Below are 23,861 nucleotides of genomic sequence, written 5' to 3' on the forward strand. Positions count from 1 at the left end.
GCCCGTAACGCCTCGTCGGTCATGATTCCGACGGCAATCCGCCTCAGGTCGGATTCAAGGTCAGGGTGACATTGTCGATCAGCCTGGTCGATCCCACCTTGGCGGCCACGGCGAGGACCGCCTCACCTGTATAGGACTCCTGCACCTCGGTGAACGTCGCCGGGTCCACCAGGACCAGATAGTCCACGTCGAGCTCGGGGCCCGCCGCGTCGAGCACCGCGTGCGCGGCCGCTCGGATCCTGGACGGGACCGGCTCCGCGGCGCCCGCGCGCAGCGCCCGGGAGAGCGCCAGCGCCACCTGCCGGTCCGCGGCCGACAGGTAGCGGTTGCGGCTGGACAGGGCCAGGCCGTCGGGCTCGCGTACGGTCGGCGCGCCGATGATCTCGACCGGTACGTCGAGGTCGGCCACCATGCGCCGGATCAGCGCGAGTTGCTGGGCGTCCTTCTGCCCGAAGATCGCCACGTGCGGCTGGACGAGGTTGAACAGTTTCAGCACGACCGTCAGCACGCCGTCGAAGTGCCCCGGCCGGGAGGCGCCCTCGACGATCTCGCCCATCCGGCCGGAGCGCAGGCTCACCTGGCGGTCGGGGTGGTACATGTCGCCCGCGGAGGGATGGAACACCACGTCCACCCCCTCGGAGCGGCACACCTCAAGGTCCGCGTCAAACGTACGGGGATAGCGGGAAAAATCCTCGCTTGGCCCGAATTGCAGGGGGTTGACGAAGATGCTGACCACGACCCGATCGGCCCGGGCCCGGGCGAGCCTGATCAGCGACCGATGCCCCTCGTGCAGCGCGCCCATGGTCGGCACCAGCGCCACCTCACCACCGGTCCGCGCTTTGACCAGGTCGTCCCGGTTCCTGGCGATGATCAGGTCCATAGCGCCCTCTCTTTTCATGGCCTCATTCTCTGAGACGGCTCGGTCGCCGGACGCCGCCCGTCAGGTCCATATGTTGCCCCCGAGTGCGTCGAGCAGCCGCTCCGCCTCCTCGGGTTTGAGCAGTCCCGCGGCGAGCGCCCGGTCGGCCGTGAGCCTGGCGAGCGCGATGTAGGCGTCGGCCGCCTCCGGAGCCGCCAGGATCAGCGCGTCCACATGCTTGCGCACCGTGCCGGCGTCGCCGCGCACGACGGGTCCGGTCAGGCCGGCGATGCCCAGCCGCAGCACGTTGTCGAGCGCGGCGCTGAGCAGCGGACCCAGCATGCGCCCGGGGTGCTCGACGCCGATGCGGCCCAGGAGCTCTTGCGACTCCGCGATGAGCGTGACCATGTGGTTGGCCGCCCCGGCCAGTGCGGCGTGGTAGAGCGCGCGGTCGGCCTCGGCGATCCAGACCGGCTCGCCGCCCATCTCGATCACCAGGGCCTCGGCGATGGGGCGCAGCGTGTCAGGCGCGGTCACGCCGTAGGAGATGCCCGTGAGCTTGTTGAGATCGTCGTCGCGGCCCGTGAACGTCATCACCGGGTGCAGCGCGAACGGCAGCGCGCCGACCTTGGCCGCCGGCTCGAGCACCGCCAGCCCGTACGCCCCGCTGGTGTGCACCAGCAGCTTGCCCTTCAGGTCGGCCCCGGTCGTGGCCAGACCACTGACGAGGTCGGGCAGCGCGTCGTCGGGGACGGTGAGCAGGATCAGCTGAGCCGCCGCCACCACCTCGTCGGGCCGCGACGGCGTGACGCCGAGCCGGTCCGCCGCCCATCGCTGGGAATTGTCCGAGACCCCGCTCGCGGCCACGATGCGGTGTCCTGCCTGCGCCAACGCGGCGCCGAGAGCCGAGCCGACCTTGCCCGATCCGAGCACGCCGACGGTCAGCCGTGCCGGGCGATCCCCTGCGTCCATGACGTCACACCCCTGTCGAGCAAATGGCACTGCCGACCAGCGTAACGGCCTCTCCGTACTACAGATGTGACCGGTGCTTTGCCGCATGTTGAGTTACCGACAAAAGCGACAAGGGCATACAAAAGGTGCACCCCCTGTCGGAAGAGATGAGGAGAGGGGTTCATCGCATGGCCGCGGGCGCCGAGTCCTGGCCGGACCCGACGCCCGCAATAGTGCGATCCTCGGAGGTGCGCCTGGCCGGTTCATCCGCCGACTGACCGACCAGGATCGAGCCCGGGCCGGACCGCGCCGGTCCGGGCTCCCTTCGGCCGATCAGTAGCCGATCACCTTGGCGCCACCCTTGCAACCGGCGAAGGCGTGGCCGATGACGGCCACCGCGTTGCCGCAGATGTTGATCGGGATGCTGATCGGAAGGTGCACCTGGTTGCCCGACAGCACACCGCCGTCGCCACTCGTCACGTCCGCGTGCGCCGCCGGGGCGACCAGCGACAACGTCGCTACGGCACCGGCCACGGCCAGGATCTTCTTCAGCATGAGAGCTCCTCTCGGTTGCGCGGCGCCAGGCCGCGGATGCTTGCTCGGTCTGGAGGATCGGCTCCGCCACTGAGGGGTTGGCGGAACGCGATCACTCGATGCCGCTCGGTAAAGATAGCGCAAGCTGGCGACAAAGAGTAGTCACATGATGACTGTGCGTATCAGAGGAAAGTCGTGAGATAGTCCAAGCATGTGGCTCTCCTGGCGCGCCGCGACGGAGCGAGCGCTGTACGGCGAGAAGGGTTTCTACCTCCGCGAGCGCCCCTCGGGCCATTTCCGCACCTCGGTCAGCGCGTCGGCCGCGTTCGCCGAGGCAGTGCTGACGCTGCTGAGACAGGTCGACGCCGAGCTCGGCGCGCCGGAGGAGCTCGACCTGGTCGACATCGGCGCGGGCGAGGGCGCTCTGATGACCGGAGTGCTGGCCGCCGCCGAGCCCGCGCTGCGCGACCGGCTGCGTGTCACGGCCGTCGACCTCTCCCCCAGGCCGCACGGGCTTCCCGAGCAGATCGCCTGGCGTAAGGGTCTGCCGGACCGCATCTCGGGCCTGGCCATCGCCAACGAGTGGCTCGACAACATTCCGCTGGACGTGGCCGAGCAGACCCCGGACGGCCCGCGGCTCGTCCTGGTGGACCTCCGGACCGGCGAGGAGCGTCTCGGCGGCCCGCTCCGGCCCGCCGACCGGGAGTGGCTGGATCGGTGGTGGCCGCTGCCCCGGGTGGGCTCACGAGCGGAGATCGGCCGTCCCCGCGACGAAGCCTGGGCGTCGGTCGTGACGCGTCTCACCAGCGGCAGGGCGATCGCCATCGATTATGCACATCCTGTGGACAACCGACCGCTATGCGGCACGCTGACCGGATACCGCGACGGCGCCGTCGTCGCCCCTATTCCGGACGGGACCTGCGATATCACGGCCCACGTCGCGCTCGACGCGTGCGCCGAGGCGGGGCGGCGGGCCGGCGCGATATCCACAACCTTGTCCACACAGCGTGACGCCTTGCGGGCCCTGGGGATCACCGGCGTCCGGCCGCCCATGGAGCTGGCCGGCACCGATCCCCGTGCCTACCTCCGCGCCTTGGCCAGGGCGTCGGAGGAGGGAGAGCTCATCGACCCGTCGGGCCTCGGCAGCTTCGGCTGGCTCGACCAGCGGCGGTGAGGTGCGCTCTCCCGACCGCGTCGCCGCCGTCACGTTGTGGCAAGGCGCGGCCAACGGCGGGCAGGTCGGCGCGGCCAACGGCGGGCGAGCCGGCTCGATCACCAGCGGCGTGCCGGTGCGATCAGCGTCGGCGCGTCATTCCGCGGTGAGGTCCAGGGCGTGCAGGCCGCGGATGATGAAGCCGGGCTTCCAGACAGGCTCCTGGCGCAACTCCAGCTTGGCCGCCCGGTCCAGCAGCGCACCGAACGACTCCATGAGCTCGATCCGGGCCAGCGGCGCGCCCAGGCAGAAGTGGATTCCGGCCCCGAAGGAGATGTGCGGATTGTCGGCCCGCCCCACATCGAGCCGATCCGGCTCCTCGAACACGGCAGGGTCCCGGTTGGCCGAGCCGAACAGCAGCGCCACCTCCGACCCACGCGGAATCGTCACGCCGTGGACCTCGATGTCCTCCAGCACCCACCGCTCGAACATCTGCAGCGGCGTGTCCCAGCGCATCAGCTCCTCGACGGCCGTGGGCAGCAGGGAGCGGTCCGCACGCAGCCGTGCCAGCTCGCCGGGGTTCCTGAACAACGACCACCAGCCGTTGCCCGTCACGTTCACCGTGGCCTCGTGGCCGGCGTTGAGCAGCAGCACGCAGGTGCCGACCAGCTCGTCCTCGGTCAGCTCCTCGATGCCGGCGAGCGCGCTGATCAGGTCGTCGCCGGGACGCTGCCGCCGCTCACGGGCCAGGGCCTTGAGGTAGCCGGCGAAGTCCGCGGCCGCGCGGACCGCGGTGTGCTGGGCCTCGAGGCTGGGGTTGAGCTCGTACATGCCGCAGATGTCGGCGGACCAGGGGCGCAGCAGATGGCGATCACCGTCGGGGATGCCGAGCATCTCCGCGATCACGGTCACCGGGAGCGGCTCGGCGACCTCCGCGATCAGATCCCCGCCGCCCTTCTCCACGTACGTGTCCACCAGGCCCTCGGCGATCGCGCGCACGCGCGGGCGCAGGGACTCGACCATGCGCGGCGTGAACGCCTTGGAGACCAGCCGGCGCAACCGCGTGTGCACCGGCGGCTCGACGTCCAGCATGCCCGCCCTGATCACCCGCCAGAACGGCTCCTGGAAGTCCGGCTCGGGCTGCTTGCCGAACTCCTCGTGCGTGGCCACGTGGAGGTAGGACCTGCCCAGGCGGCGGTCCCTGAGCAGGGTGTTCACGTCGGCGTGGCGCGAGATCAGCCACTGGTTCGTGGGTTGGAAGTAGCTGACGGGCGCATCGCGCCGCAGCTCGTCGTAAACCCGGTAGGGGTAGGCCACGAAATCCGGATTCCAGGGATCAAAGCGCACCACTTCATAGTAGAAGCCTTAGGCTCTGCCTCTTCCCCTTCCTGCCGCTCGGCCCGCTTGGCGTGCCTGCTGCGCATCCTGATGTTCAGCAGCTCCACGACGACCGAGAACGCCATGTGATCGGCCTGGAAAGGCTCGGGAAAGTTCGCCGACTTGCGTTTTGTCGGAGGTAGTGGGTTATAGTGCGGGCGTAGGTCATGAGTGCCAGCGACAAGCCCCGGCTAGCTGGCCGGCAACCCTCGCGTCCGCGGCGGGGTGCCCCGGGTGAAGACCTGGTCCGTCACGAGGTGTGGCGGGCAAGCGCGGGCTCCGTGGCTGCTCCAGGGGTCCGATGACCCCTGAGGGAGATGTGCCGTGTCCACACTGACGATCTTCAGCTCCGTCCCCGCCCAGGCCGCTGAGTCCCCGGCCGCCGAGAGCCGGCCGATCCCCGCCGTGCTCGGCGCGGACCTGCAGGTGCCGGTCAAGGGCGGCAGGCTGGTCGGGTACGCCAACCTGGACTACGCGGCCAGCGCGCCCTGTTTGGAGCCGGTCAGCGCTGCCGTCGCCGCCGCCCTCCCGGCCTACTCCAGCGTGCACCGCGGCGCCGGCTACGCCTCCCAGCTCACCACCTCCAGGTACGAGCAGGCCCGCCAGACGGTCAAGGCGTTCGTCGGCGCCCGCTCGGACGACGCCGTGATCTTCACCCGCAACACCACAGACGCCACGAACCTGCTGGCCGGCTGCCTGCCCGCGGACACGACCACGGTGGTCTTCGACACCGAGCACCACGCCTCCCTGCTGCCCTGGCGGAAGTCCGTACGGCTGGCGCCGCCCGCCTTCCCCGGCGAGGCCGTGCGCGCCGCCGACGAGGCGCTGGCCGGGATCGAAGGGCCGAAGTTGCTCGTGGTCACCGCCGCGTCCAACGTCACCGGTGAGCTCTGGCCCATCGCCGCCCTGGCTCACATCGCGCACCGGCACGGGGCGCGCATCCTGGTGGACGCCGCGCAGCTCGTACCGCATCGGCGGCTCAACCTGACCGCGCTCGACCTGGACTACGTGGCCTTCTCCGGGCACAAGCTGTACGCGCCGTTCGGGGCGGGGGCGCTGGTGGGGCGGCGGGACTGGCTGGCCGAGGGCGAGCCGTACCTCAAGGGCGGGGGCGCGGTGCGCTCGGTCGAAGACGTCGCGGAGTGGCACGAGGACCCCGAGCCGCGCCACGAGGCCGGCACCCCGAACGTGCTGGGCGCGATCGCGCTGGCCGCCGCCTGCGACGCGCTGACCGCCACCGGCTGGACGGCGCTGGTACGCGAGGAGGAGCGGCTGCTGGCCCGGCTGCGGTCGGGGCTGGCCTCGATCGAGGGCGTGCGGGAGCTGTCACTGTGGGGGGACGATCACCCGCGGGTGGGAATCGTGTCGTTCACCGTGGACGGGTACTCGGCTCGTGAGGTGGCCGAGGTGTTGTCCAGCCAGTACGGCATCGGGGTGCGCGACGGGAAGTTCTGCGCGCACCCGTTCGTGCGGCACCTGCTGGGCACCGCCAACGGCGGCTGCCAGGACGGCACGGCCTCCGCGGTACGGGCCTCGATCGGCATCGGGACCACGCAGGAGCACGTTGACCGGCTCGTCGAGGCGCTACGGGACCTCGTCTCCCGCTGAGAGGGCGCTCGCCCGGCTCAGCGGCACGGCCCGCCGCTCACCGGTTCGGCGGCTTGCGGTGTTCCGGCTGGTCGTCGTCGGAGACCAGGGCGTCGATGTCCCGCATCTCCTCGTCGTGGTCGCCCACGCCGGACCGGGGCCCGGTCGGCTGCCTGGGCACGTTCGGCTTCTCCCGCGTGGTGGGCTCCGAGGGCGTCAACGGACCACCTCGGCCGCCCATCGTCTCGGTGCTGCCCATGGCCCCGCCGCGTCGGTGGGCGCCCACGCTGCCCTCCTCGGCCCGGCGCTGTGCCCGGCGCCGGAAGATCATCCCGAACAACGCGTCGAGTCCGATCCGCCCGCCGCCGACCGCCGCGAACAGCAGAACCAGGGCGCCCAGCGCACCCGCCAGCTCCCAGCCGCCCTCGGTCACCATGATCCCTTTTCCCCAGTGCACGAAGGCGATCGCGCCGAGCATATTGATGAACAGCAGCAGGCCGACCGGTCGCACCAGCAGCCCGAGGATCAGGAAAAGGCCGCCCACGGTCTCCACGATGCTGGCGAAGCCGGCCGAGAGTTCGGGCAACGGGATACCCATCTCCCTGAAGTCCTGCGTCGTGGCGCCGAGTCCGTGCTGCCACTTCTGCAGGCCATGCGCCATGAAGACCACGCCGGTCGCCACCCGCGCGATCAAGACCGCTATATCGAACAGAACCTTCTTCATAGTGCATCTCCCCCCGTTCCCCCGATTCCTCCCCAAGTCCTCTGTAGCGATGCGTTTCCGTACCATTCCTTGACCATCCCCCGCCCTGGATCACCACCTGCGACGGTGGCAGCATGGCAATATGACGGAACGCGTGGTCGGAATCGGTGCGGGCGCCAAGGAGCTGGCCACCGAGGACATGATCCTCAACATCGGCCCGCAGCACCCGTCAACGCACGGGGTGCTCAGGCTGCGGCTCACACTGGACGGCGAGCGCATCGCCACGGCCGAGCCGATCATCGGCTACATGCACCGGGGCGCGGAGAAGTTGTTCGAGGTCCGCGACTACCGTCAGATCATCATGCTGGCCAACCGGCACGACTGGCTGGCGGGGTTCGCGAACGAGCTGGGCGTGGTGCTCGCCGCCGAACGGCTGCTCGGCATGGAGCCGCCGGTCCGGGCCGTGTGGGCGCGTACGCTGCTGGCCGAGCTCAACCGCGTGCTCAGCCACCTGATGTTCCTCGGGTCCTATCCGCTGGAGCTCGGGGCGATGACGCCGATCTTCTACTCCTTCAACGAACGTGAGCGCATCCAGGCGGTCATGGAGGAGATCTCCGGCGGGCGCATGCACTACATGTTCAACCGCGTCGGCGGGCTCAAGGAGGACCTGCCGCTCGGCTGGCTGGACCGGGTGTCGGAGGCGGTCGCGGAGACCCGCCGCCGCGTGCCGGTCATCGAGGACCTCATCCTGCACAACGACATCTTCCTGGCCCGTACCAAGGGCGTCGGGGTGCTCACGCAGGAACAGATCATGCAGTACGGGGTCAGCGGCCCCATCGCCCGCGCCTCCGGGGTGGACTTCGACCTGCGCCGCGACGATCCGTACCTGGCCTACCCCGAGTTGCCCGTCAAGGTCGTCACCGGGAGCGGGGGCGACTGCCATGCCCGCTTCGAGGTGCTGTTCGAGCAGCTCAAAGTCTCGCTGGAGCTGGCCGACGCCTGCGTCGAGCGGCTGCGCTCGCTGCCGCCGGGGCCGATCAACCAGCGGCTGCCCAAGGTGCTCAAGGTGCCTGAGGGGCACACGTACGCGTGGACCGAGAACCCGCTCGGCATCAACGGCTACTACCTGGTCTCCAAGGGCGACAAGACGCCGTGGCGGCTCAAGCTGCGCTCCGCCTCGTACAGCAACATCCAGGTGCTGCGGGAGATGTTGCCGGGGCACCTGGTGGCCGACATGGTGGCCATCCTCGGCTCGATGTTCTTCGTCGTGGGTGATATCGACAAGTGACATCCAAGGACGCGGGCAACCAGGAACGCGACAAATACGTCGATTGGCTTCGCGCGCTGAGCCTGGTCGTCGTGGTGGTGTGGCACTGGGCGTTCACGATCCTGGTGTGGAAACCGCACGGCCCTGAGCCGACCAGCCCGCTCGGCTTCACGTCTGGGCTGTGGATCCTCACCTGGCTGCTGCAGGTGCTGCCGCTGTTCTTCTATGTCGGCGGGCACGTGCACCTGCTGTCCTGGCACCGGGCCAAGCAGCGCGGCGTCGGCATCGGGTCGTTCGTCTGGCGGCGGATCCGGGCTCTGGCTTTACCCGCGTTGTTCCTGTCCGGCGTGTGGGTCGCGATCGGGTCGGCGGTCACGTTCACGTTCCAGGTGGACTGGATGTGGCGGGTGGTGCTGCTGGTACTCAGCCCTCTGTGGTTCCTGGGGGTCTACCTCGTGCTGATCGCGCTGCTTCCCGTGGCACTCTGGCTGCACCAGCGCTACGACGTGCTGACCCTGATCTGGCTCGGCGGGGCGGCCCTGGTGGTGGACGTGGTGCGCTTCCGGTACGGCGTGGACTGGGTGGGCTGGCTCAACATGATCATCGTGTGGGGGCTGGCGCACCAGGCCGGATTCTTCTACGACCGGATCGTGGCCCTGCCCAGGCGCTACGACGTCGCCCTGCTGTGGACCGGGCTGTTCGCCCTGTTCGGGCTGGTGTACTCGGGCATCTACCCGGGCTCGATGGTGGGTGTGCCCGGCGACAAATGGTCAAACATGGCGCCGCCGACCTTCGTGATCGTGGCCCTGCTGCTGTTCCAGATCGGGCTGGTCGAGGTGCTCCGGCCGGCGATGGAGCGAGTGCTCGAACGGCCTGGCTGGCGCCGGGTCAACGACTTCATCAACCGGTACGCGCTGCCGTTGTTCCTGTTCCACACCACCGGGATGGCCATCTCACTGGGCCTGTCGTGGTGGCTCCTCGGCACCCTCGGCAGCACGATCCCGCCGGACGGGGAATGGTGGATCGAGCGCCCCATCGCCATCATCGGGCCGCTCATCTGCACCGCCCCGGTCATCTACCTCTTCGGCCGCCGCCGCACGCCGATCACGCGCAGGCGGAACGAGGAGATCGGCGGCTCCGTAGGCTCGGAGCATGGCTGACATCAGCCCTTCGCGCCGCTATGTCGGTGGCTGACTGTCCTGCGGATCCTTCGGGGTGCGGCACGAGTGCTCCAGGTAGAGCGCGGCGCAGACCAGCGCCGTGCAGGCCAGGAACGAGCCCGTCGCGATGAAGAACTCCGAACGCGGCGTCTCGCGGTCCAGGATCTGCACCGTGTAGAGCGCGAACCCGGCGAACAGCCCGCCGAACAGCGTCCCCGCGTACGCCGACGCCTTCGCCAGCGCGGCCAGCCTGGCCACCGCCAGCGGCTCCACCGGCTTGGTCCCCGGTTTCCTGGCGATCCTCGCCTTGGTGACCCAGGCGCTGTAGCCCTCGCCGATGGCCAGCAACAACACGGTCGGGATCGCCGTCCACGGCAGAAGGAACAGGCCGGAGTAGAACTGCCGGACCACCGCCCACGACAGCAGCGAGACGATGACGAGGATGCCGACCAGGTGGCCGGGGTGCGTGGGCCTCAATCCGGCCTCTGCAGCGTGAGATCGGGGCGCAGGCGCACCCCTTGCTTGTCGAGCCCTTCCAGCAAGTCGCGCACCCCGCCGTGGCCGGGCACCGTGCCCTGCGGGTCGGCCTCAGCCCACGGCACGAGCACGAACGCGCGCTCATGGGCCCGCGGATGCGGCAACGTCAGCTCGGGGTCGTCGCAGACGAGGTCGCCCACGACGATCAGATCCACGTCCAGCGTGCGGGGTCCCCAGCGCTCCTCCCGCTCCCGCCCGAAGGCGTTTTCCACGCTCAGCGCCCGCTCCAGCAGCGCGTGCGGCTCCAAGGTGGTCTCGGCGATCACGACGGCGTTGAGATAGGGATCCTGCCCCGGGGGACCGCCGACCGGGTCGGTCTCGTAAACCGGCGACGCCGCGACGAACTCCAGGTCAGGCGCGTCGAACAGGACGTCCACGGCACCCTGCAAGATCTGGAACCTGTTGCCCAGGTTGCTGCCCAGCGCGAGGACGGCCTTCATGAGCGGCTCCGCTCGATCGTCACGATCACATCGTCGAACGGCAGCGGGATCGGCGCCGCCGGCTTGTGCACGCTCACCTCGGCCTTGTGCACCAGCTCGCTGGCCAGGCACACATCGGCCAGCCGCTGCGCCAGAGTCTCGATCAGCTCGACCGGCTCGCCCTCCACGACCGCGACCAGGGCCTCGGCCAGCTCCCCGTAGTGGACGGTCTTCGTCAGGTCGTCGCCGGCCGCGGCGGGCGCGGTGTCGAGGAACAGCGTCGCGTCGATCACGAACTCCTGGCCGAGCTCCCGCTCGGCAGCGAGCACACCGTGCCTCCCCCTGGCCCGCAGGCCCTTGAGAGCGATGCGATCAGCGCTCAAGCTCGCCTTCCTCCTCCTCGTCGTCGTCTCCCTGGAGCACCGGCGACCCGTGGTGCATCCACAGCCGCCAGCCCTGCGGGGTGCGGATGTAGACGTTGCTCGCCACCACCTTGCCCGCGGCGAAGCTCGCCTCACCCTCCTCGCCGGCCGTCAGAATGTTCTCCACGCAGGTGAGCACGGCCACGTCGCCCAGCACGGTCGTGTTGACATCGGTCAGCACGAACTGGATGTAGGTGGTGTTGGCCATGATCAGCGCCCACGACCGCAGCACCTCCGACCGGCCGGCCAGCAGCGTCCAGCCGGGGTGCACGCAGCTCACCTGGTCGTCGGCGGTGTCCTCCGCCCAGATGTCGGTCATCTTGTCGAGATCGCCGCTCTCGATGGCGGCGTAGAACTCCTGGTTGACCGTCTCGATCGCGGCCGTGTCGACGCTCATGTGCCTGCTCCCGCTCTCTTCCATGCGGCGGCCACGCGCACGGCATCGGCGTTGGGGCCGACCTCGTGCACACGTACGCACCAGGCACCCGCGTGTGCGGCCAGCGCGGTCACGGCCAGCGTGGCGTCGTCACTGCGGCTGAACGGACGGGGGGTGCCGTCAGGCGCGGCCAGCAGCCGCCCCAGGAACCGTTTGCGCGACGCCCCGATGAGCAGCGGGTAGCCCAACTCGGCCAACTGCTGGATCCCGGCCAGCACCGCCCAGTTGTGCTCGGCGTTCTTGGCGAAGCCGAGGCCGGGGTCGAGCACGATCTGCTCCCGCGAAACCCCCTCGGCCAGCACCAGGTCCACCCGTTTGCTCAGCTCCTCGCGCACCTCTGTGACCACATCCGTGTAGACGGCCCTGGTCTCCATGTCATGGCTGTGGCCGCGCCAATGCATCACCACGTAGGGAACACCGGTCGCCGCCACCACGCGCGGCATCTCCGGATCGGCAAGGCCGCCGCTCACGTCGTTGACCAGCCGCGCGCCCGCCTCGACCGCGGCCATGGCGACCTCCGCGCGCATCGTGTCGACGCTGACCGGCACCCCCTCCGCGGCCAGCGCGCTGATCACCGGGACGACCCTGGCCAGCTCCTCGTCCAGCGAGACCCTGGCCGCCCCTGGACGCGTGGACTCACCGCCCACGTCGACGATGTCGGCCCCCTCCTCGACCAGCTCCAGGCCGTGGCGGATGGCTGCGGTCTCGTCGAACCACATCCCGCCGTCGGAGAAGGAATCGGGTGTCACATTGACCACGCCCATGACGAGGCACCGCTCCGCACCTCCCGGCACGCTAATGGGCACGCTAGTCATGGGCCAAGCCTAGGCGCTTCCCCATACTTGCCGACATCGCGGGTACCCCGTTCGCTCACTCAGCGCCCGAGGATGAGCGCCATCGCCTCGGATCGGGTCTTGTCGCTGGTACGGAAGTCGCCGCGGACCGCCGACGTGACGGTCTTGGCGCCTGGCTTGCGTACGCCGCGCATGGTCATGCACAGATGCTCGGCCTCGATGACCACGATCACCCCGCGGGGCTCCAGCACCCGCATGAGCGCGTCGGCGATCTGGGAGGTCATGCGCTCCTGGACCTGGGGGCGGCGGGCAAAGACGTCCACGAGGCGGGCCAGCTTCGACAGCCCCGTCACCTGCCCGCTCTCGTTGGGGATGTAGCCCACGTGCGCCAGTCCGTGGAACGGCACCAGATGATGTTCGCAGTTCGAATAGACCTCGATGTCCTTCACGAGGATCATCTCGTCGTGATCGACATCGAAGACCTTGTTGAGCACGTCCTCGGGCGTCAGGCCGAGCCCTGAATACTGCTCGGCCATGGCCCTGGCGACCCGGGCAGGGGTCTCGACAAGGCCGTCGCGGTCGGGATCCTCGCCGATGGCATAGAGGATCTCGCGGACGGCCTTCTCGATCCTGGCCAGGTCAACGTCGTGCTGTGTCACGCAAACATCTTTCCGTACGGGGTCAGGCAGTCTCACCGGAGGGCAAGGCGTCCTGGTGGCCACCGGTGAGCGAGCCGTTGGCCGACTGCTTCTCCTTAGGGGTCAGGATCGGCGGGCGGTCCGACGGGAGCCGCTTGCCGTAACCCGCATAGGACGGGCGGTGCTCCTTGACGACCACCGGCGAGAAGATCTGCAGCACCTGCTCGCGGGAGAGGGTCTCCTTCTCCATGAGCTCGAGCACCAGGTTGTCGAGCACGTCGCGGTATTCGACCAGGATGTCCCACGCCTGGTCGTGCGCCGTCTCGATCATCCGGCGGACCTCCTCGTCGATCGTGGAAGCGATCTTCTCGGAGTAGTCGCGCTCGTGGCCCATCTCGCGGCCCAGGAACACCTCGGCGTTGCCGCTGCCGAACTTACGGGCGCCGAGCTGCTCGCTCATGCCGTACTCGACCACCATGCGGCGGGCGACCGCGGTGGCCTTCTCGATGTCGTTGGAGGCGCCGGTGGTGGGCTCGTGGAAGACGAGCTCCTCCGCCGCGCGGCCGCCGAGCAACATCGCGAGCTGGTCCATCATCTCCGACCTGGTGGCCAGGAACTTGTCCTCCATCGGCAGCGTCATCGTGTAGCCGAGGGCGCGGCCGCGGGACAGGATCGTGATCTTGTGGACCGGGTCGGAGTTGGGCAGCGCGTGCGCCACCAGCGCGTGACCGCCCTCGTGGTAGGCGATCATCTTCTTTTCCTTGTCCGACATGACCCGCGACTTGCGCTCGGGCCCTGCCATGACGCGGTCGATCGACTCCTCGAGGACGTCCATCGTGATCAGCTTGTCGTCCGCCCGCGCGGTGAGCAGGGCGGCCTCGTTGATCACGTTGGCCAGGTCGGCGCCGGTGAACCCGGGGGTGCGGCGCGCGATGACGTCGAGGTCGACGTCGGGCGCGAACGGCTTGCCGCGGCCGTGGACCTTGAGGATGCCCTTGCGGCCCTCCAGGTCGGGGCGGTCGACGGTGACCTGCCGGTCGAAACGGCCCGGGCGCAGCAGCGCCGGGTCCAGGATGTCCGGCCGGTTGGTCGCGGCGATGAGGATCACGCCGCCCTTGACGTCGAAGCCGTCCATCTCGACGAGCAGCTGGTTGAGCGTCTGCTCGCGCTCGTCGTGACCGCCGCCCAGGCCGGCGCCGCGGTGGCGGCCGACGGCGTCGATCTCGTCGATGAAGATGATCGCCGGCGCGTTGGCCTTCGCCTGCTCGAACAGGTCTCGCACACGGGAGGCGCCGACACCGACGAACATCTCGACGAAGTCCGAACCGGAGATCGAGTAGAACGGCACGCCGGCCTCGCCCGCGACGGCTCGGGCCAGCAGGGTCTTGCCGGTGCCGGGCGGGCCGTACAGCAGCACGCCCTTGGGGATCTTGGCGCCGATCGCCTGGAACTTGGCCGGGGCCTGCAGGAACTCCTTGATCTCCTGGAGCTCCTCGATGGCCTCGTCGGCCCCCGCGACGTCGGCGAACGTGGTCTTGGGGGTGTCCTTGGTGATGAGCTTGGCCTTCGACTTGCCGAAGTTCATCACCCGCGAGCCGCCGCCCTGCATCTGGTTCATGATGAACAGGAAGAGCAACACGATGATGACGATCGGCAGGAAGCTCACCAGAAGGCTGACCAGGAAGTTCTCCTGCGGCACCTCGGTTGTGAAGCTCTTGGTCTTCTTGGCGTCGACCTGCGCCTGCAGCTCGTCGGTCAGCTTGCTGCCGTAACCGGTCACCCAGTCGGACTGGATCAGCTTCGTCGGCTGATCGCCCTGCCTGACCGCGACCGCGTTGTGCAGCGTTACCTCGATGCGGTTGTCCTTGTCGACAATCTTCGCGTTGCTAACGTTCCCGGCGCGAATCTGCTGGAGAACCAAGGACGTGTCGGCCTGCTTGAAATTACCGCCGCCACTCCACAGCTGGGTGACGAGCAGGAGCAGCACGACGATGCCCAGGATCCACAGCAGTGGCCCACGTGTAAATCGCTTGAGATCCATCCGATGCGGAACCCCTTGCGGGCCCGTCCCTTCCTGACCATGGCCTGGAACCCCGGGTTGGCCCGGGGCCGCGGCATCCGGCACCGCGACTTCTGACTACCCGAAGGGGACACACGGTCACCCTTCCGGAGTCTGAAGGTACACCGGCAGAGCGCGCGGAGGGACCGCCCGCTACACCGGCCTTGCCCTATCAACGTACGTCACGTTGCGCGATGTTCCCGGCCATGGCAAGAGGTGCTACTTATAAACGTGTGGCGCGAGGGTCCCGATGAACGGAAGGTTCCGGTATCTCTCCGCGTAGTCGAGGCCATAACCGATGACGAACTCGTTGGGAATGTCGAACCCGACATATTTCACGTCGATCGGCACCTTCACCGCATCCGGCTTGCGCAGCGCGGTGCAGATCTCCAGGCTCGCCGGGTTGCGGGATTTGAGGTTTTCCAGCAGCCAGTGCAAGGTCAGGCCGGAGTCGATGATGTCCTCCACGATCAGCACGTGGCGGTTCATGATGTCGGTGTCGAGGTCTTTCAGCACGCGTACGACGCCGGACGACTTGGTGCCGGCGCCGTACGACGACACCGCCATCCAGTCCATCTGCACCGGCACGTGCAGGGCCCTGGCCAGGTCGGCCATCACCATGACGGCGCCCTTCAACACGCCCACGAGCAGCAAGTCCTTGCCCGCGTAGTCCTCGTCGATCCGCCCGGCAAGCTCTTTGATCTTGGACTGGAGCTCATCCTGCGGGATGAGGACCTTCTCCAGGTCATTGCCCATGTCGGCAGCGTCCACCTGTGGTTCCTTACGCGTGGGGACTGATGGCGAGTATCAGGTTGCCATACCGCCGGGTGGCGGACAGACCCCCGGGCAGGTCCACGGCCTTCTGCCCACGCCACCGCGTGACCAGCCGATCCACAGCCAGCACGTGCGTGGCCGACAGGGCGCCGGACGGGGACCCGGCGGCGATGGCCGCGCGACGCAGAACCCTCCGCCTGACGGCGTCGGGGAGATTTTCCAGCTTCTTCACAGCGAGCGTGATGGCCCCGTCGATATCGCTAAGAGCGCAATCCTGGTACGCCGATTCGGTCCATTCGTCCAGCGCGTCGGCGTCCTCGCGTGCCATCCGCGCGGTCCTGGCGAGCGCCTCGGCCACCCCGGGGCCCAGTTCCTGCTCCAGAACGGGGAGCACTTTTTGCCGTACGCGGACCCTTGTGTACCGAGGATCCTCATTGTGCGGGTCGTCCCAGGGGGTGAGGCCCAGTGCCCGGCAGGCGGCGACGGTGGTGGCTCTGGAGAGATCGAGGAAGGGGCGTCGGTAACGACCGGCTTGGGCGGCCATCCCCGACAGCGAGCGCAGACCGCTGCCCCTGGCCAGGCCCAGGAGCACCGTCTCCGCCTGGTCGTCCCTGGTGTGGCCGAGGAGGACGGCCGCGGCCCGGAGCCGGTCGGCCGCCGCGGCGAGCGCGGCGTACCTCGCCTCCCTGGCCGCCGCCTCGGGACCGCCCTCGGTGCCGACGGTGACAGTGAGCACTTCCGCGGGGTGCAGGCCCAGGCGTGCGGCCTGGTTGACGACCTGCTGCGCCCGCTCGGCGGATCCGGGCTGGAGCTGGTGATCCACGGTCAGGAGACCGGCCCGCAATCCCATGCGCGGCGCCACGAAGCCGAGTGCCGCGGCCAGCGCCAGGGAGTCGGCGCCGCCGCTGCACGCCGCCAGGACCAGGGCCTCGTGCGGGAGGTCGGCCAGCGCCTCACGCACGGCCCTCCGGACGTCGGCTACCGCTGGATGTGGACCCACGGGAGCCATTGTCGCCGGTCACGACCCGTCACCGCGACGCCCCAACGGCCGGCGGCACCGCAACGGCCATGGCCAGCGCCACGCCCCCACCCAGCCCTTGTCTGAAGCCTGCCGCTGCCGGGCCTTCCGGCTCCCCGTGTCCGGCAGACGCACGCCCGCGTGGACAAGCGACCGCACAGGCGAGCGGGGGCCGCATCCGGGCTAGGCGTCGCGCACCCCGGCTGGGCACCGGGCACCGCTGGGCCACGTCTGCCGACGCGGCGGTCGATGGGCGGGTGTGGGAACGGGGCCCGGCGCCTCGCGGCGCCGTCGTGGGGCTGGGGTCAGGCGGGGAGGGCGGGGGTGCCGATGACGCGGCTGATCCAGGCGTCGGGGTCGGCGATTTCGGGGGTCGTCGGGAGGGTTTCCGGGGACGTCCACACCTTGTTGAAGCCTTCCATGCCCACCCGGCCGACGACCGACCGCACGAACGCCGACCCCTCCGCGTACTGCTTCATCTTGACCTCGATCCCCAGCAGCCGCCGCACCGTCTTGTCCAGGCGGGAGCCGCCCTCGCGGCGGTGGGCGAACTTGGCGCGGATGTCGGCCACCGACGGCACCACGGACGGGCCCACGGCGTCCATCACATAGTCGCCGTGCCCTTCGACCAGCGTCATCACGGCGGTCAGGCGGTCGAGGATCTCCTTCTGGCCCGGCGACTGGATGGCGTCGATCAGGTTGCCCTCGCCGCCGCGCACCACGTCGGCCACCGTGTCGGCGGCGTTGCGCAGGCGTTCGAGCAGGGTGGGCAGGTCCAGGTCGGAGGCGAGCAGGAACTCGGTCATCTGCGAGCGCACGTATTCGCGCAGCCACGGCACGCCCGTGAACTGCACGCGGTGGGTCTCCTCGTGGAGGCAGACCCACAGGCGGAAGTCGTGCGGGTCGACGCTCATCTCGCGTTCGGCGTGCACGATGTTGGGTGCGACGAGCGTCAGGCGGCCCGCCGGCTCCTGCCCGGTGGGGTCGGGCGGCAGGAACAGCTCGTACTGGCCCAGGACCCGTGAGGCGAGGAAGGCCAGGACGGCCCCGACTTCGACGCCCGTGATGCGTGAGCCCACGGCGGTGACGATGGCCGGGGGCGGGTTGGAGCTGTTGCCCATGCGCTGCGTCAGGGGCTCGAGCACCACGCGGAAGCCCTCGACGTTCGCCCTGATCCAGCCAGGCCTGTCCACGATGGTCGCGGGCTGCGGCGCGGTCTCCGTATGGATCTTCGTGAACTCGCGCACGTGGCCCTCGGCCTCACGTGACAGGGTACGGAGCTCGGTGACGGCCTGCCTGGCCTCCTCCCGGCTCACTTGAGGACCGGGGCGCACCAGGCGCGTGCCGGTCGTGACGGCCAGATCCCAGTCGATCACCTGCATACCGTCCACCGTACGTGCTCCGGCCCCAACCCGCGAAGGAGCGTCCCGTTACGAGCGCGCGACGATGGCGGCGAGCCGATCCAGCACGGGTTCGGCGTTGATCGGCACCTGATCCGCCATGAACGCGAACGTGACCAGCCGCCCGTCCTTGGTCGTGGCCAGTCCCGCCAGCGTGTTGACGTGGTTGAGAGTGCCGGTCTTGGCGCGGACCAGGCCCACCTCGCCCTTGCTGTCGCCCGAGGTGAAGCGGCGGCCGTTGCCGAGCGTGCCGGAGAAGCCGGCGATCGGCATGCCGGAGGCGATCGCGTGCAGGTCGGGCCGGCTCGCGCCGCCGGACAGGGCGATGGCCTTGGCCAGGGCGCTGGGGGCGATGCGGTTGCGGATGGACAGGCCGCTGCCGTCCGAGAGCGAGACGCCCTGGGTGATGCCGAGCCGCTGGAGCACCGTGGTCACGGCCTTCGCGCCGCCCGCGAAGGACGCGGGTTGTCCTTCCTTGATGGCGACGTGCCTGAGCAGGGCCTCGGCCAGGTCGTTGTCGCTGCGGGTCAGCGTGTGCTCAACCAGGGAGTAGAGGGGCGCGGAGTCGACCTTGCCGAGCTCGGGGGCGCCCGCGGCGGCCTTGCCTGGGCGGATGGACTTCGACACCGAGATGCCCTGCCTGCCGAGCAGCCTGGCGAAGGCCGAGGCGGTGTAGGCGGGAGGGTCGGTGACGCGAGGGGCTCTGTTGCGCGGGTTCTGGCGGCCCTCGTCCATGGTCAGGGCGTGGACGGGGGCGACTTCACCGTCGGGGATGTAGTTGGGCTTCCAGCCCGGCGCGATCGGGGTGCCGGTGAACAGGGACGAGTCGTAGGTGAGGGTGACTTTCTTGATGTTCTGGGATTTGAGGGTCGCCGCGGTGCGGGCGGCCAGCGTGGCGAGGCTCGCCTGCTTCGGGTACGACGGCTTCGCCGAGGGCCCGGCCAGCAGCGGGTCGCCGCCGCCGACCAGGACGATCGCGCCTGGCTTGGCGCCCTGGACGACCCTGGTGGACAGGCGGGTGTCGGGGCCGAATGAGGCGAGCGCGGCCACGCAAGTGATGACCTTCGTGGTGGAGGCGGGAGTGATTGGGGTGTCGGCGTTGGAGGCGAAGACCTGTTCGCCGGTGGTCGCGTCGAACACGACGGCGCCGACCCGGTCGCCGAGGGCTTTGTCACCCAGGGCGCTGGTGAGCTGCCGCGTCAAAGTACCCTTAGTCGGGAGAGGTCCGTCTCCTGACTTCGCCGAAAGCTGGGCCAGCACTGGTCCCGCGGTGACCACGGGGACGGGCGGAGGAGACCCTTCCTGCGGGGACGCCGTCGGCTCGGTCGGTGAAGTCTGTCTCGTCAGCGCGCCCAGGCTGAAGTCGGTGGTCACCGCGTACACGCCGGTGACGATCGTCAGGGCCTGGAGCACGACGAGAGTGGCCAGCATCACCCACCGGTCGTGCCGCGCCACGTCGCCTGCCCTCTCGCTTGAATTCGCCTACGAGACATTAACGCCCGTCCGGGGATACCGGGGGGCTTGAGTGCGGGAGAGGAAGCCTAACCGGACACCTAGGGATGCGAATGCGCACACCAGGGTGCCAGGTGAGGCGGACTCGACCCATGAGAAAGGACCGCGGTGGAGTTCGACGTTGTCGTTGAGATTCCCAAGGGACAACGGAACAAATACGAAGTGGACCACGAGACCGGGAAGATCAGGCTTGACCGGCTCCTGTTCACCTCCACGCAGTACCCCGCCGACTACGGCTTCATCGAGCACACCCTCGGCGAGGACGGCGACCCGCTCGACGCGCTGGTGTTGCTGCAGGAGCCGACGTTCCCCGGCTGCTACATCACGTGCCGGGCGGTGGGCATGTTCCGGATGACCGACGAGAAGGGCGGCGACGACAAGGTCCTGTGCGTGCCGTCCACCGACCCGCGGATGCACCACATCCAGGACATCCACCACGTGTCGGAGTTCGACCGGCTGGAGATCCAGCACTTCTTCGAGGTCTACAAGGACCTGGAGCCCGGCAAGTCCGTCGAGGGCGCCAACTGGGTGGGCCGCACCGAGGCCGAGGCCGAGATCGAGCGCTCCTTCCAGCGCGCCAAGGACGCCGGCCACCACTGATCCTTCAGCGGGGCCTGGTGGCGCCCACCAGGTCCCCGCGCCAGATCGAGGCCACCCGCACCACGTCGCCGGTCTCCGGCGCGTGCACCATCAGGCCGCGCCCCACGTAGATGCCGACGTGGTGGATCGTGCTGGGGTCGCTGGTGTTGTACGCGAAGAACAGCAGGTCCCCGCGGCGCAGCTGGTCCAGCGGCACGTGCGGCCCCGACGTCCACTGGGTGCCGGTCCAGTGGTCGAGCCGCACTCCCACGCGCTCCCAGGCCCGCATCGTCAGCCCCGAGCAGTCATAGGTGTCCGGTCCGTCGGCCGCCCACACGTACGGCTTGCCGAGCTGGGTGAGCGCCCAATCGGCCGCCACGTCGCCCATGGCCGAACCGCCGGAGACCAGTCCAGCCGCCGACGCGGCCGCGGCCCGGCGTCGGGCCAGCAGCTCGGCGCGGGTGCGTGCCGCGTCGACCCGCTCCTGCAGGCGGTGCTCACGGGTCCGCAACACTCGCGTCTCGCGCCGCTGAGCGGCCACGGCCTCCTCGGCGGCGAGCTTCGCCCGGCTGGCGCTCTCGGCGGCGGCCTGCTGCGCGGCCTGGGCGTTCACGGCCTGGGTACGCAGGATGGCGGCCACCTCTTGCGCGTCGCGCAACCTGGCCAGGATCGCCGCCCGCTCGCCGCTGAGCTGCCCGAGCACGCCTGCCCGGTGCAGCGCCCCGTCGGCGCCGGACTGGTCGACGATCATGCCGATGATCGGCTCCATCGTCCCCCATCCCCCGTACGTCTCCGTCGCCAGCAGCGCGACGTCCTGCCTGGTCTCTTCGACCTGGGCGTCGGCCGCCGCCAGCCGCGCGCGGGCCTGTGAGCTCGCGTGCTCGGCGTTCCGCAGCCGCACCATCTCCCCGTTGTACGCCTCGACCAGCCGTTCCACGTCGGCCGTCAGCCGCGCGAGCCGCGACTGCGCCGTGGCCAGCTTCGCGCTCGTCGCCGCCAGCTCCCTCGACCGTTCGCGTACGGCTTCGCGGGCCTTCGCCACGTCGCGCGGGGACGGCCGGGGTGCGGCGTGAACCGGCGGACACAAGGCGACGAGCAGGCAGCCCACCAGCAACCCTGCCCGGAACGTGCGCATAGGTCCCCCCAATGACAACCGGTCACTCTATGCACACAGTTCCCGCACGTTCACTTACGTAACGTGACGAGGCGAGGTGGAGGGGATCCGCTGCTCTTCATGGCGTGCTCTTGGTGGTAACGGGTGGCCGGTTGGCGACGGGTCAGCCGTTCTTGGTAGGCGGCACCGAGCGCTCCTCGGTTGGCGTGGCGGTGGAGGTTTCCGCCGGAGGAGTGATCGGGGTGGCGGTCCGCGTCGGGGCGGAGCTCTGATGAGTCGCCGTCGGGCTGGAGGTCGGCGTGGAGGTCGGCGTGGAGGTAGGGGTCGGCGTGGGAGTGCCGGTGGGGCATGGGGTGCGCCCGCAGGGGCGGGGCTTGTGCGGGTGCGGGCGGGGACCGGGTCCGCCGGGGTGCGTGCCGGGCGGCGGGTTCGCCGGCGGTCGCCAGGTGGGCTCTCCTGGTTGCTGCTGCGGCGGCTGTCCTGGTTGCTGCTGGGGCGGTGTCCGCACCGGAGGGCCGGCCGACGGCGGCACAGGCGCCGATGCGGTGATGGGAGGCGGGCGCCACACGGTGCCGTGAACGGGTGAGCCGGCCGTCTGGACGGGCTGCGTGCCCGTGTTGTCCAGGGTGGGCTCCACGGTCATCGGCACGTTCTGCGGCTCGCTCTGCCGCGGCACAGGGATGGGGGGCGACTCGCCCGTCGCCGGCAGGGCGGCCGCCCCGCCTCCCGCCAGTCCCGCGCCGTCCCTGCCCATCACCTGGAAGATCACCGCTATCGCCACCACGGCCGCGACCGCCGCCAGTGCGCTCGCCACCGCCTGAGGCCACCTTCGAACGTTCTTCGCCGCGGGGAAGGGAAACCCGGCAGCACCCAGTGCGCCGGTACGCCTGGCGACGTAGCGGCGGTAGGGCAGCAACTCGGGGTCGACGAAGCAGCTCATCACCCTGATGCGCAACGCGTCGGGCAGCGCCGTGCGCGGCAACAACTCGAAGACCTTGGTCGCCGAGACCTGCCGGCCGCGGTGCGGCGCGCAGATGTCGCACTGCGAGAGGTGCCTGACCAGGCGCTCGCGCATGCCCGAGGTGAGCTCGCCGGAGAAGCCGGAGAGGATGGCGGCCCGTCGCGGGCAGTCGTACGGGCCCTTCCTGGCCAGGATCTCCGCGGTGATCGCGTCGCGCAGGTGGTCGCGGGCGGCCGCCATGGCCTCCTCCACCTCGCGTACCGGGACGCCGAGCACCTGACCCAGCTCGGTGTCGGCCAGCCCGTGCCTGATCGACAACTCCAGGATCTCCCGGTCGGCGACGGGCAGGCCCTGGACCGCGTTCCACGCCATGACCCGCAGGTCGGCGTCGGCGGGGTCGTCCAGCGGTGGCGCCTCGGCCAGCGCCTCGGCGGCGCCCGGCGGCGCGGCCGCGCGACGGCGCAGGCACTCGACGCGGGCCAGTGCGTACAGCCACGTACGGAGCTGGTCGGGCTCGGTCAGCGCGCGCGCGTGCGCCTCGGCGGCGATCAGCGTGTCGCGGAGCGCCACCTGGGCACTCTCGGCGCTCAGGAGGAGGGACCAGCAGTAGCGGTAGACGTCCTCCGCGTACGCGTCGTAGAGCGCGGCGGGGGCGCCGGGATGGCGGGCGCGGAGTGCTTCCACCAGGGCGCGGTCGGTCATGTGACCGAATGTAATGGATTCGTAACTACTAGTTCCACCGATTTGGCGTTGTCGGCCGCGAATCTCACGTCATTAATCCACCCGATTTTTCGGGCTTTGGTGCGAAAAATTATTGTTTAGGGACGGATACGACTTGGGTGCTCCGGTCCTCCTGGAACTGGTCGCTCTTGGGTTTGACCGTGTGCACGGGAACGGCGCCGCCGAGCGCCAGATCCTCATAAGGACGGCCGGTCGACCCCCAGGTCCTGGCCGTGATTTCGGTCTTCGCGACGTCCGCGCGGGCCGGCAACCCGGACACGGTGAGGATGAATCTGGGCGGGCTCCCGGCCTTCACGTCGTCCACGAACGTGCTGCCACCACCCAGCAGTTTGCCCGCTTTGTCGCGCAACAACGCATTCACGACGAGGCTGCTGGCCGATGTCTGATACGGATTCCCCACATATCCCGTAATAAGGTATGAGCCGTCTTTCTGGCGCAATGTCTGGGCACGAGTGATGGGGAACGGCTGGAAAGCGGAGGCCATCCGCGCCGCCGGCCGCCACTGCGCGGGACGGTACTGGATCGTCACCTTGGCCGGTTTCTCGGCGGCGCTGGCTTGTCCGGTGAAGGCCAGGGAACCGCCCGGCGGCACGGCGTCGAGCGGCTGGTCCAGCCGGACGACCTCGGTGCCCTTGGCGTCCTGCCCGACGATCGTGGCCACCACGTGCTCGCCGAAGTGCCACGGGTTGGCGTTGCTGAGCACGCCCGCCCAGGTGACGGCGTAGCCGTCCGTGGACTTGGCGATGTTCGAGACCTGTTCCTTGAGCGCGAGGGGCTTGAGCACTGGTGCCGGCCGCTCCTCGCTGCCGCACCCGGAGAGGCAGAACGCCCCGAGTGCCCCTAGTGCGAGTACGTTGATGATTCGA

The 23,861-nt window shown here is 69.6% G+C and carries 24 protein-coding genes and 1 riboswitch; of the genes, 5 read left to right on the plus strand and 19 right to left on the minus strand.

Translation table 11 applies throughout. The annotated features are described in order from the left end of the window. Positions 1-43: 43 nt before the first annotated feature. The 3 genes from panC to EDD27_RS41755 form a co-directional block, all read right to left on the minus strand. Entirely contained in the window at positions 44-880 is an 837-nt protein-coding gene (gene panC / locus EDD27_RS41745) for a pantoate--beta-alanine ligase (RefSeq protein WP_127937338.1), read from the minus strand. A gap of 60 nt (positions 881-940) precedes the next feature. Continuing rightward, positions 941-1,831, minus strand: coding sequence for a Rossmann-like and DUF2520 domain-containing protein (locus EDD27_RS41750; protein WP_127937340.1), 891 nt, complete (start codon positions 1,829-1,831; stop codon positions 941-943). A gap of 312 nt (positions 1,832-2,143) precedes the next feature. After that, the gene (locus tag EDD27_RS41755; protein ID WP_127937342.1) at positions 2,144-2,365 is read right to left on the minus strand and encodes a chaplin; all 222 of its coding nucleotides are present in this window, start codon (positions 2,363-2,365) and stop codon (positions 2,144-2,146) included. Between the two features lie 190 nt (positions 2,366-2,555). Between EDD27_RS41755 and EDD27_RS41760 the strand changes: the two genes are divergently transcribed. Then, positions 2,556-3,518: an SAM-dependent methyltransferase gene (locus tag EDD27_RS41760; RefSeq protein ID WP_127937344.1), complete on the plus strand. Its 963-nt coding sequence runs from the start codon at positions 2,556-2,558 to the stop codon at positions 3,516-3,518. Between the two features lie 135 nt (positions 3,519-3,653). Here EDD27_RS41760 and EDD27_RS41765 read toward each other — a convergent pair whose 3' ends face one another. Then, positions 3,654-4,844, minus strand: a complete 1,191-nt coding sequence (locus tag EDD27_RS41765; protein WP_127937346.1) for a cytochrome P450 — start codon at positions 4,842-4,844, stop codon at positions 3,654-3,656. Positions 4,845-5,037: 193 nt separating this feature from the next. Further along, positions 5,038-5,153, plus strand: a riboswitch (SAM riboswitch). Positions 5,154-5,198: 45 nt separating this feature from the next. On the opposite strand from EDD27_RS41765, the gene EDD27_RS41770 reads away from it, so the two are divergent. Continuing rightward, entirely contained in the window at positions 5,199-6,482 is a 1,284-nt protein-coding gene (locus EDD27_RS41770) for an aminotransferase class V-fold PLP-dependent enzyme (protein ID WP_127937348.1), read from the plus strand. Positions 6,483-6,519: 37 nt separating this feature from the next. Here EDD27_RS41770 and EDD27_RS41775 read toward each other — a convergent pair whose 3' ends face one another. Beyond that, positions 6,520-7,185: a DoxX family protein gene (locus EDD27_RS41775; protein WP_127937350.1), complete on the minus strand. Its 666-nt coding sequence runs from the start codon at positions 7,183-7,185 to the stop codon at positions 6,520-6,522. A gap of 121 nt (positions 7,186-7,306) precedes the next feature. Here EDD27_RS41775 and EDD27_RS41780 point away from each other — a divergent pair, with 121 nt between their 5' ends. Both EDD27_RS41780 and EDD27_RS41785 read left to right on the plus strand, forming a co-directional pair. Continuing rightward, positions 7,307-8,452: an NADH-quinone oxidoreductase subunit D gene (locus tag EDD27_RS41780; protein WP_127937352.1), complete on the plus strand. Its 1,146-nt coding sequence runs from the start codon at positions 7,307-7,309 to the stop codon at positions 8,450-8,452. Further along, positions 8,449-9,591 carry an acyltransferase family protein gene (locus EDD27_RS41785; RefSeq protein ID WP_127937354.1) on the plus strand — a complete coding sequence of 381 codons (1,143 nt, stop codon included), beginning with the start codon at positions 8,449-8,451 and terminating at the stop codon, positions 9,589-9,591. The genes EDD27_RS41780 and EDD27_RS41785 overlap by 4 nt, the downstream gene beginning before the upstream one ends. 18 nt (positions 9,592-9,609) lie before the next feature. Here the strand turns inward: EDD27_RS41785 and EDD27_RS41790 are convergent, their stop codons facing one another. The 11 genes from EDD27_RS41790 to dacB all read right to left on the minus strand — a co-directional run bounded on the left by EDD27_RS41790 (position 9,610) and on the right by dacB (position 19,543). After that, positions 9,610-10,068, minus strand: a complete 459-nt coding sequence (locus EDD27_RS41790) for a DUF3180 domain-containing protein (RefSeq protein WP_127937356.1) — start codon at positions 10,066-10,068, stop codon at positions 9,610-9,612. Further along, positions 10,065-10,568, minus strand: a complete 504-nt coding sequence (gene folK / locus EDD27_RS41795) for a 2-amino-4-hydroxy-6-hydroxymethyldihydropteridine diphosphokinase (protein WP_127937358.1) — start codon at positions 10,566-10,568, stop codon at positions 10,065-10,067. The genes EDD27_RS41790 and folK overlap by 4 nt, the downstream gene beginning before the upstream one ends. Continuing rightward, on the minus strand, positions 10,565-10,930 hold the full coding sequence (gene folB / locus EDD27_RS41800) for a dihydroneopterin aldolase (RefSeq protein WP_127937360.1): 366 nt from the start codon (positions 10,928-10,930) through the stop codon (positions 10,565-10,567). Before folB ends, folK begins: the two co-directional genes overlap by 4 nt. Next, entirely contained in the window at positions 10,920-11,366 is a 447-nt protein-coding gene (locus EDD27_RS41805; protein ID WP_127937362.1) for a nuclear transport factor 2 family protein, read from the minus strand. Before EDD27_RS41805 ends, folB begins: the two co-directional genes overlap by 11 nt. Then, on the minus strand, positions 11,363-12,220 hold the full coding sequence (gene folP, locus EDD27_RS41810) for a dihydropteroate synthase (RefSeq protein ID WP_127937364.1): 858 nt from the start codon (positions 12,218-12,220) through the stop codon (positions 11,363-11,365). The genes EDD27_RS41805 and folP overlap by 4 nt, the downstream gene beginning before the upstream one ends. Positions 12,221-12,279: 59 nt before the next feature. Continuing rightward, positions 12,280-12,894, minus strand: coding sequence for a GTP cyclohydrolase I FolE (folE, locus tag EDD27_RS41815; protein ID WP_127937366.1), 615 nt, complete (start codon positions 12,892-12,894; stop codon positions 12,280-12,282). Continuing rightward, complete coding sequence (gene ftsH / locus EDD27_RS41820) at positions 12,881-14,878, minus strand: ATP-dependent zinc metalloprotease FtsH (protein WP_127937368.1); 1,998 nt, start codon at positions 14,876-14,878, stop codon at positions 12,881-12,883. Before ftsH ends, folE begins: the two co-directional genes overlap by 14 nt. A 237-nt stretch (positions 14,879-15,115) precedes the next feature. Further along, positions 15,116-15,667, minus strand: a complete 552-nt coding sequence (gene hpt, locus EDD27_RS41825; protein WP_164904020.1) for a hypoxanthine phosphoribosyltransferase — start codon at positions 15,665-15,667, stop codon at positions 15,116-15,118. A gap of 10 nt (positions 15,668-15,677) precedes the next feature. Further along, positions 15,678-16,679, minus strand: a complete 1,002-nt coding sequence (gene tilS, locus EDD27_RS41830) for a tRNA lysidine(34) synthetase TilS (protein WP_127937370.1) — start codon at positions 16,677-16,679, stop codon at positions 15,678-15,680. A gap of 314 nt (positions 16,680-16,993) precedes the next feature. Beyond that, a complete protein-coding gene (locus tag EDD27_RS41835; protein ID WP_206641884.1) occupies positions 16,994-18,070 on the minus strand; it encodes a zinc-dependent metalloprotease in 1,077 nt (358 codons plus the stop codon). A gap of 48 nt (positions 18,071-18,118) precedes the next feature. Further along, entirely contained in the window at positions 18,119-19,543 is a 1,425-nt protein-coding gene (gene dacB / locus EDD27_RS41840; RefSeq protein ID WP_127937372.1) for a D-alanyl-D-alanine carboxypeptidase/D-alanyl-D-alanine endopeptidase, read from the minus strand. 165 nt (positions 19,544-19,708) lie between these two features. Between dacB and EDD27_RS41845 the strand changes: the two genes are divergently transcribed. After that, on the plus strand, positions 19,709-20,200 hold the full coding sequence (locus tag EDD27_RS41845) for an inorganic diphosphatase (protein WP_127937374.1): 492 nt from the start codon (positions 19,709-19,711) through the stop codon (positions 20,198-20,200). Between the two features lie 4 nt (positions 20,201-20,204). On the opposite strand, the gene EDD27_RS41850 is transcribed toward EDD27_RS41845, so the two are convergent. The 3 genes from EDD27_RS41850 to EDD27_RS41860 all read right to left on the minus strand — a co-directional run bounded on the left by EDD27_RS41850 (position 20,205) and on the right by EDD27_RS41860 (position 23,779). Continuing rightward, on the minus strand, positions 20,205-21,314 hold the full coding sequence (locus tag EDD27_RS41850; protein ID WP_127937376.1) for a C40 family peptidase: 1,110 nt from the start codon (positions 21,312-21,314) through the stop codon (positions 20,205-20,207). 142 nt (positions 21,315-21,456) lie between these two features. Next, complete coding sequence (locus tag EDD27_RS58070) at positions 21,457-22,956, minus strand: RNA polymerase sigma factor (protein ID WP_127937378.1); 1,500 nt, start codon at positions 22,954-22,956, stop codon at positions 21,457-21,459. Positions 22,957-23,065: 109 nt separating this feature from the next. Further along, on the minus strand, positions 23,066-23,779 hold the full coding sequence (locus EDD27_RS41860; protein ID WP_241564536.1) for a hypothetical protein: 714 nt from the start codon (positions 23,777-23,779) through the stop codon (positions 23,066-23,068). Positions 23,780-23,861 lie beyond the last annotated feature (82 nt).

The sequence above is a fragment of the Nonomuraea polychroma genome (assembly GCF_004011505.1).
GTDB lineage: Bacteria > Actinomycetota > Actinomycetes > Streptosporangiales > Streptosporangiaceae > Nonomuraea > Nonomuraea polychroma.

Bases quoted from the DNA above. Each gene is read 5' to 3' on its own strand.
- panC (WP_127937338.1), bottom strand. From the start codon at position 880: ATGGACCTGATCATCGCCAGGAACCGGGACGACCTGGTCAAAGCGCGG.
- EDD27_RS41750 (WP_127937340.1), bottom strand. From the start codon at position 1,831: ATGGACGCAGGGGATCGCCCGGCACGGCTGACCGTCGGCGTGCTCGGA.
- EDD27_RS41755 (WP_127937342.1), bottom strand. From the start codon at position 2,365: ATGCTGAAGAAGATCCTGGCCGTGGCCGGTGCCGTAGCGACGTTGTCG.
- EDD27_RS41760 (WP_127937344.1), top strand. From the start codon at position 2,556: ATGTGGCTCTCCTGGCGCGCCGCGACGGAGCGAGCGCTGTACGGCGAG.
- EDD27_RS41775 (WP_127937350.1), bottom strand. From the start codon at position 7,185: ATGAAGAAGGTTCTGTTCGATATAGCGGTCTTGATCGCGCGGGTGGCG.
- EDD27_RS41780 (WP_127937352.1), top strand. From the start codon at position 7,307: ATGACGGAACGCGTGGTCGGAATCGGTGCGGGCGCCAAGGAGCTGGCC.
- folK (WP_127937358.1), bottom strand. From the start codon at position 10,568: ATGAAGGCCGTCCTCGCGCTGGGCAGCAACCTGGGCAACAGGTTCCAG.
- EDD27_RS41805 (WP_127937362.1), bottom strand. From the start codon at position 11,366: ATGAGCGTCGACACGGCCGCGATCGAGACGGTCAACCAGGAGTTCTAC.
- folP (WP_127937364.1), bottom strand. From the start codon at position 12,220: ATGACTAGCGTGCCCATTAGCGTGCCGGGAGGTGCGGAGCGGTGCCTC.
- ftsH (WP_127937368.1), bottom strand. From the start codon at position 14,878: ATGGATCTCAAGCGATTTACACGTGGGCCACTGCTGTGGATCCTGGGC.
- tilS (WP_127937370.1), bottom strand. From the start codon at position 16,679: ATGGCTCCCGTGGGTCCACATCCAGCGGTAGCCGACGTCCGGAGGGCC.
- EDD27_RS41835 (WP_206641884.1), bottom strand. From the start codon at position 18,070: ATGCAGGTGATCGACTGGGATCTGGCCGTCACGACCGGCACGCGCCTG.
- EDD27_RS41850 (WP_127937376.1), bottom strand. From the start codon at position 21,314: ATGCGCACGTTCCGGGCAGGGTTGCTGGTGGGCTGCCTGCTCGTCGCC.
- EDD27_RS58070 (WP_127937378.1), bottom strand. From the start codon at position 22,956: ATGACCGACCGCGCCCTGGTGGAAGCACTCCGCGCCCGCCATCCCGGC.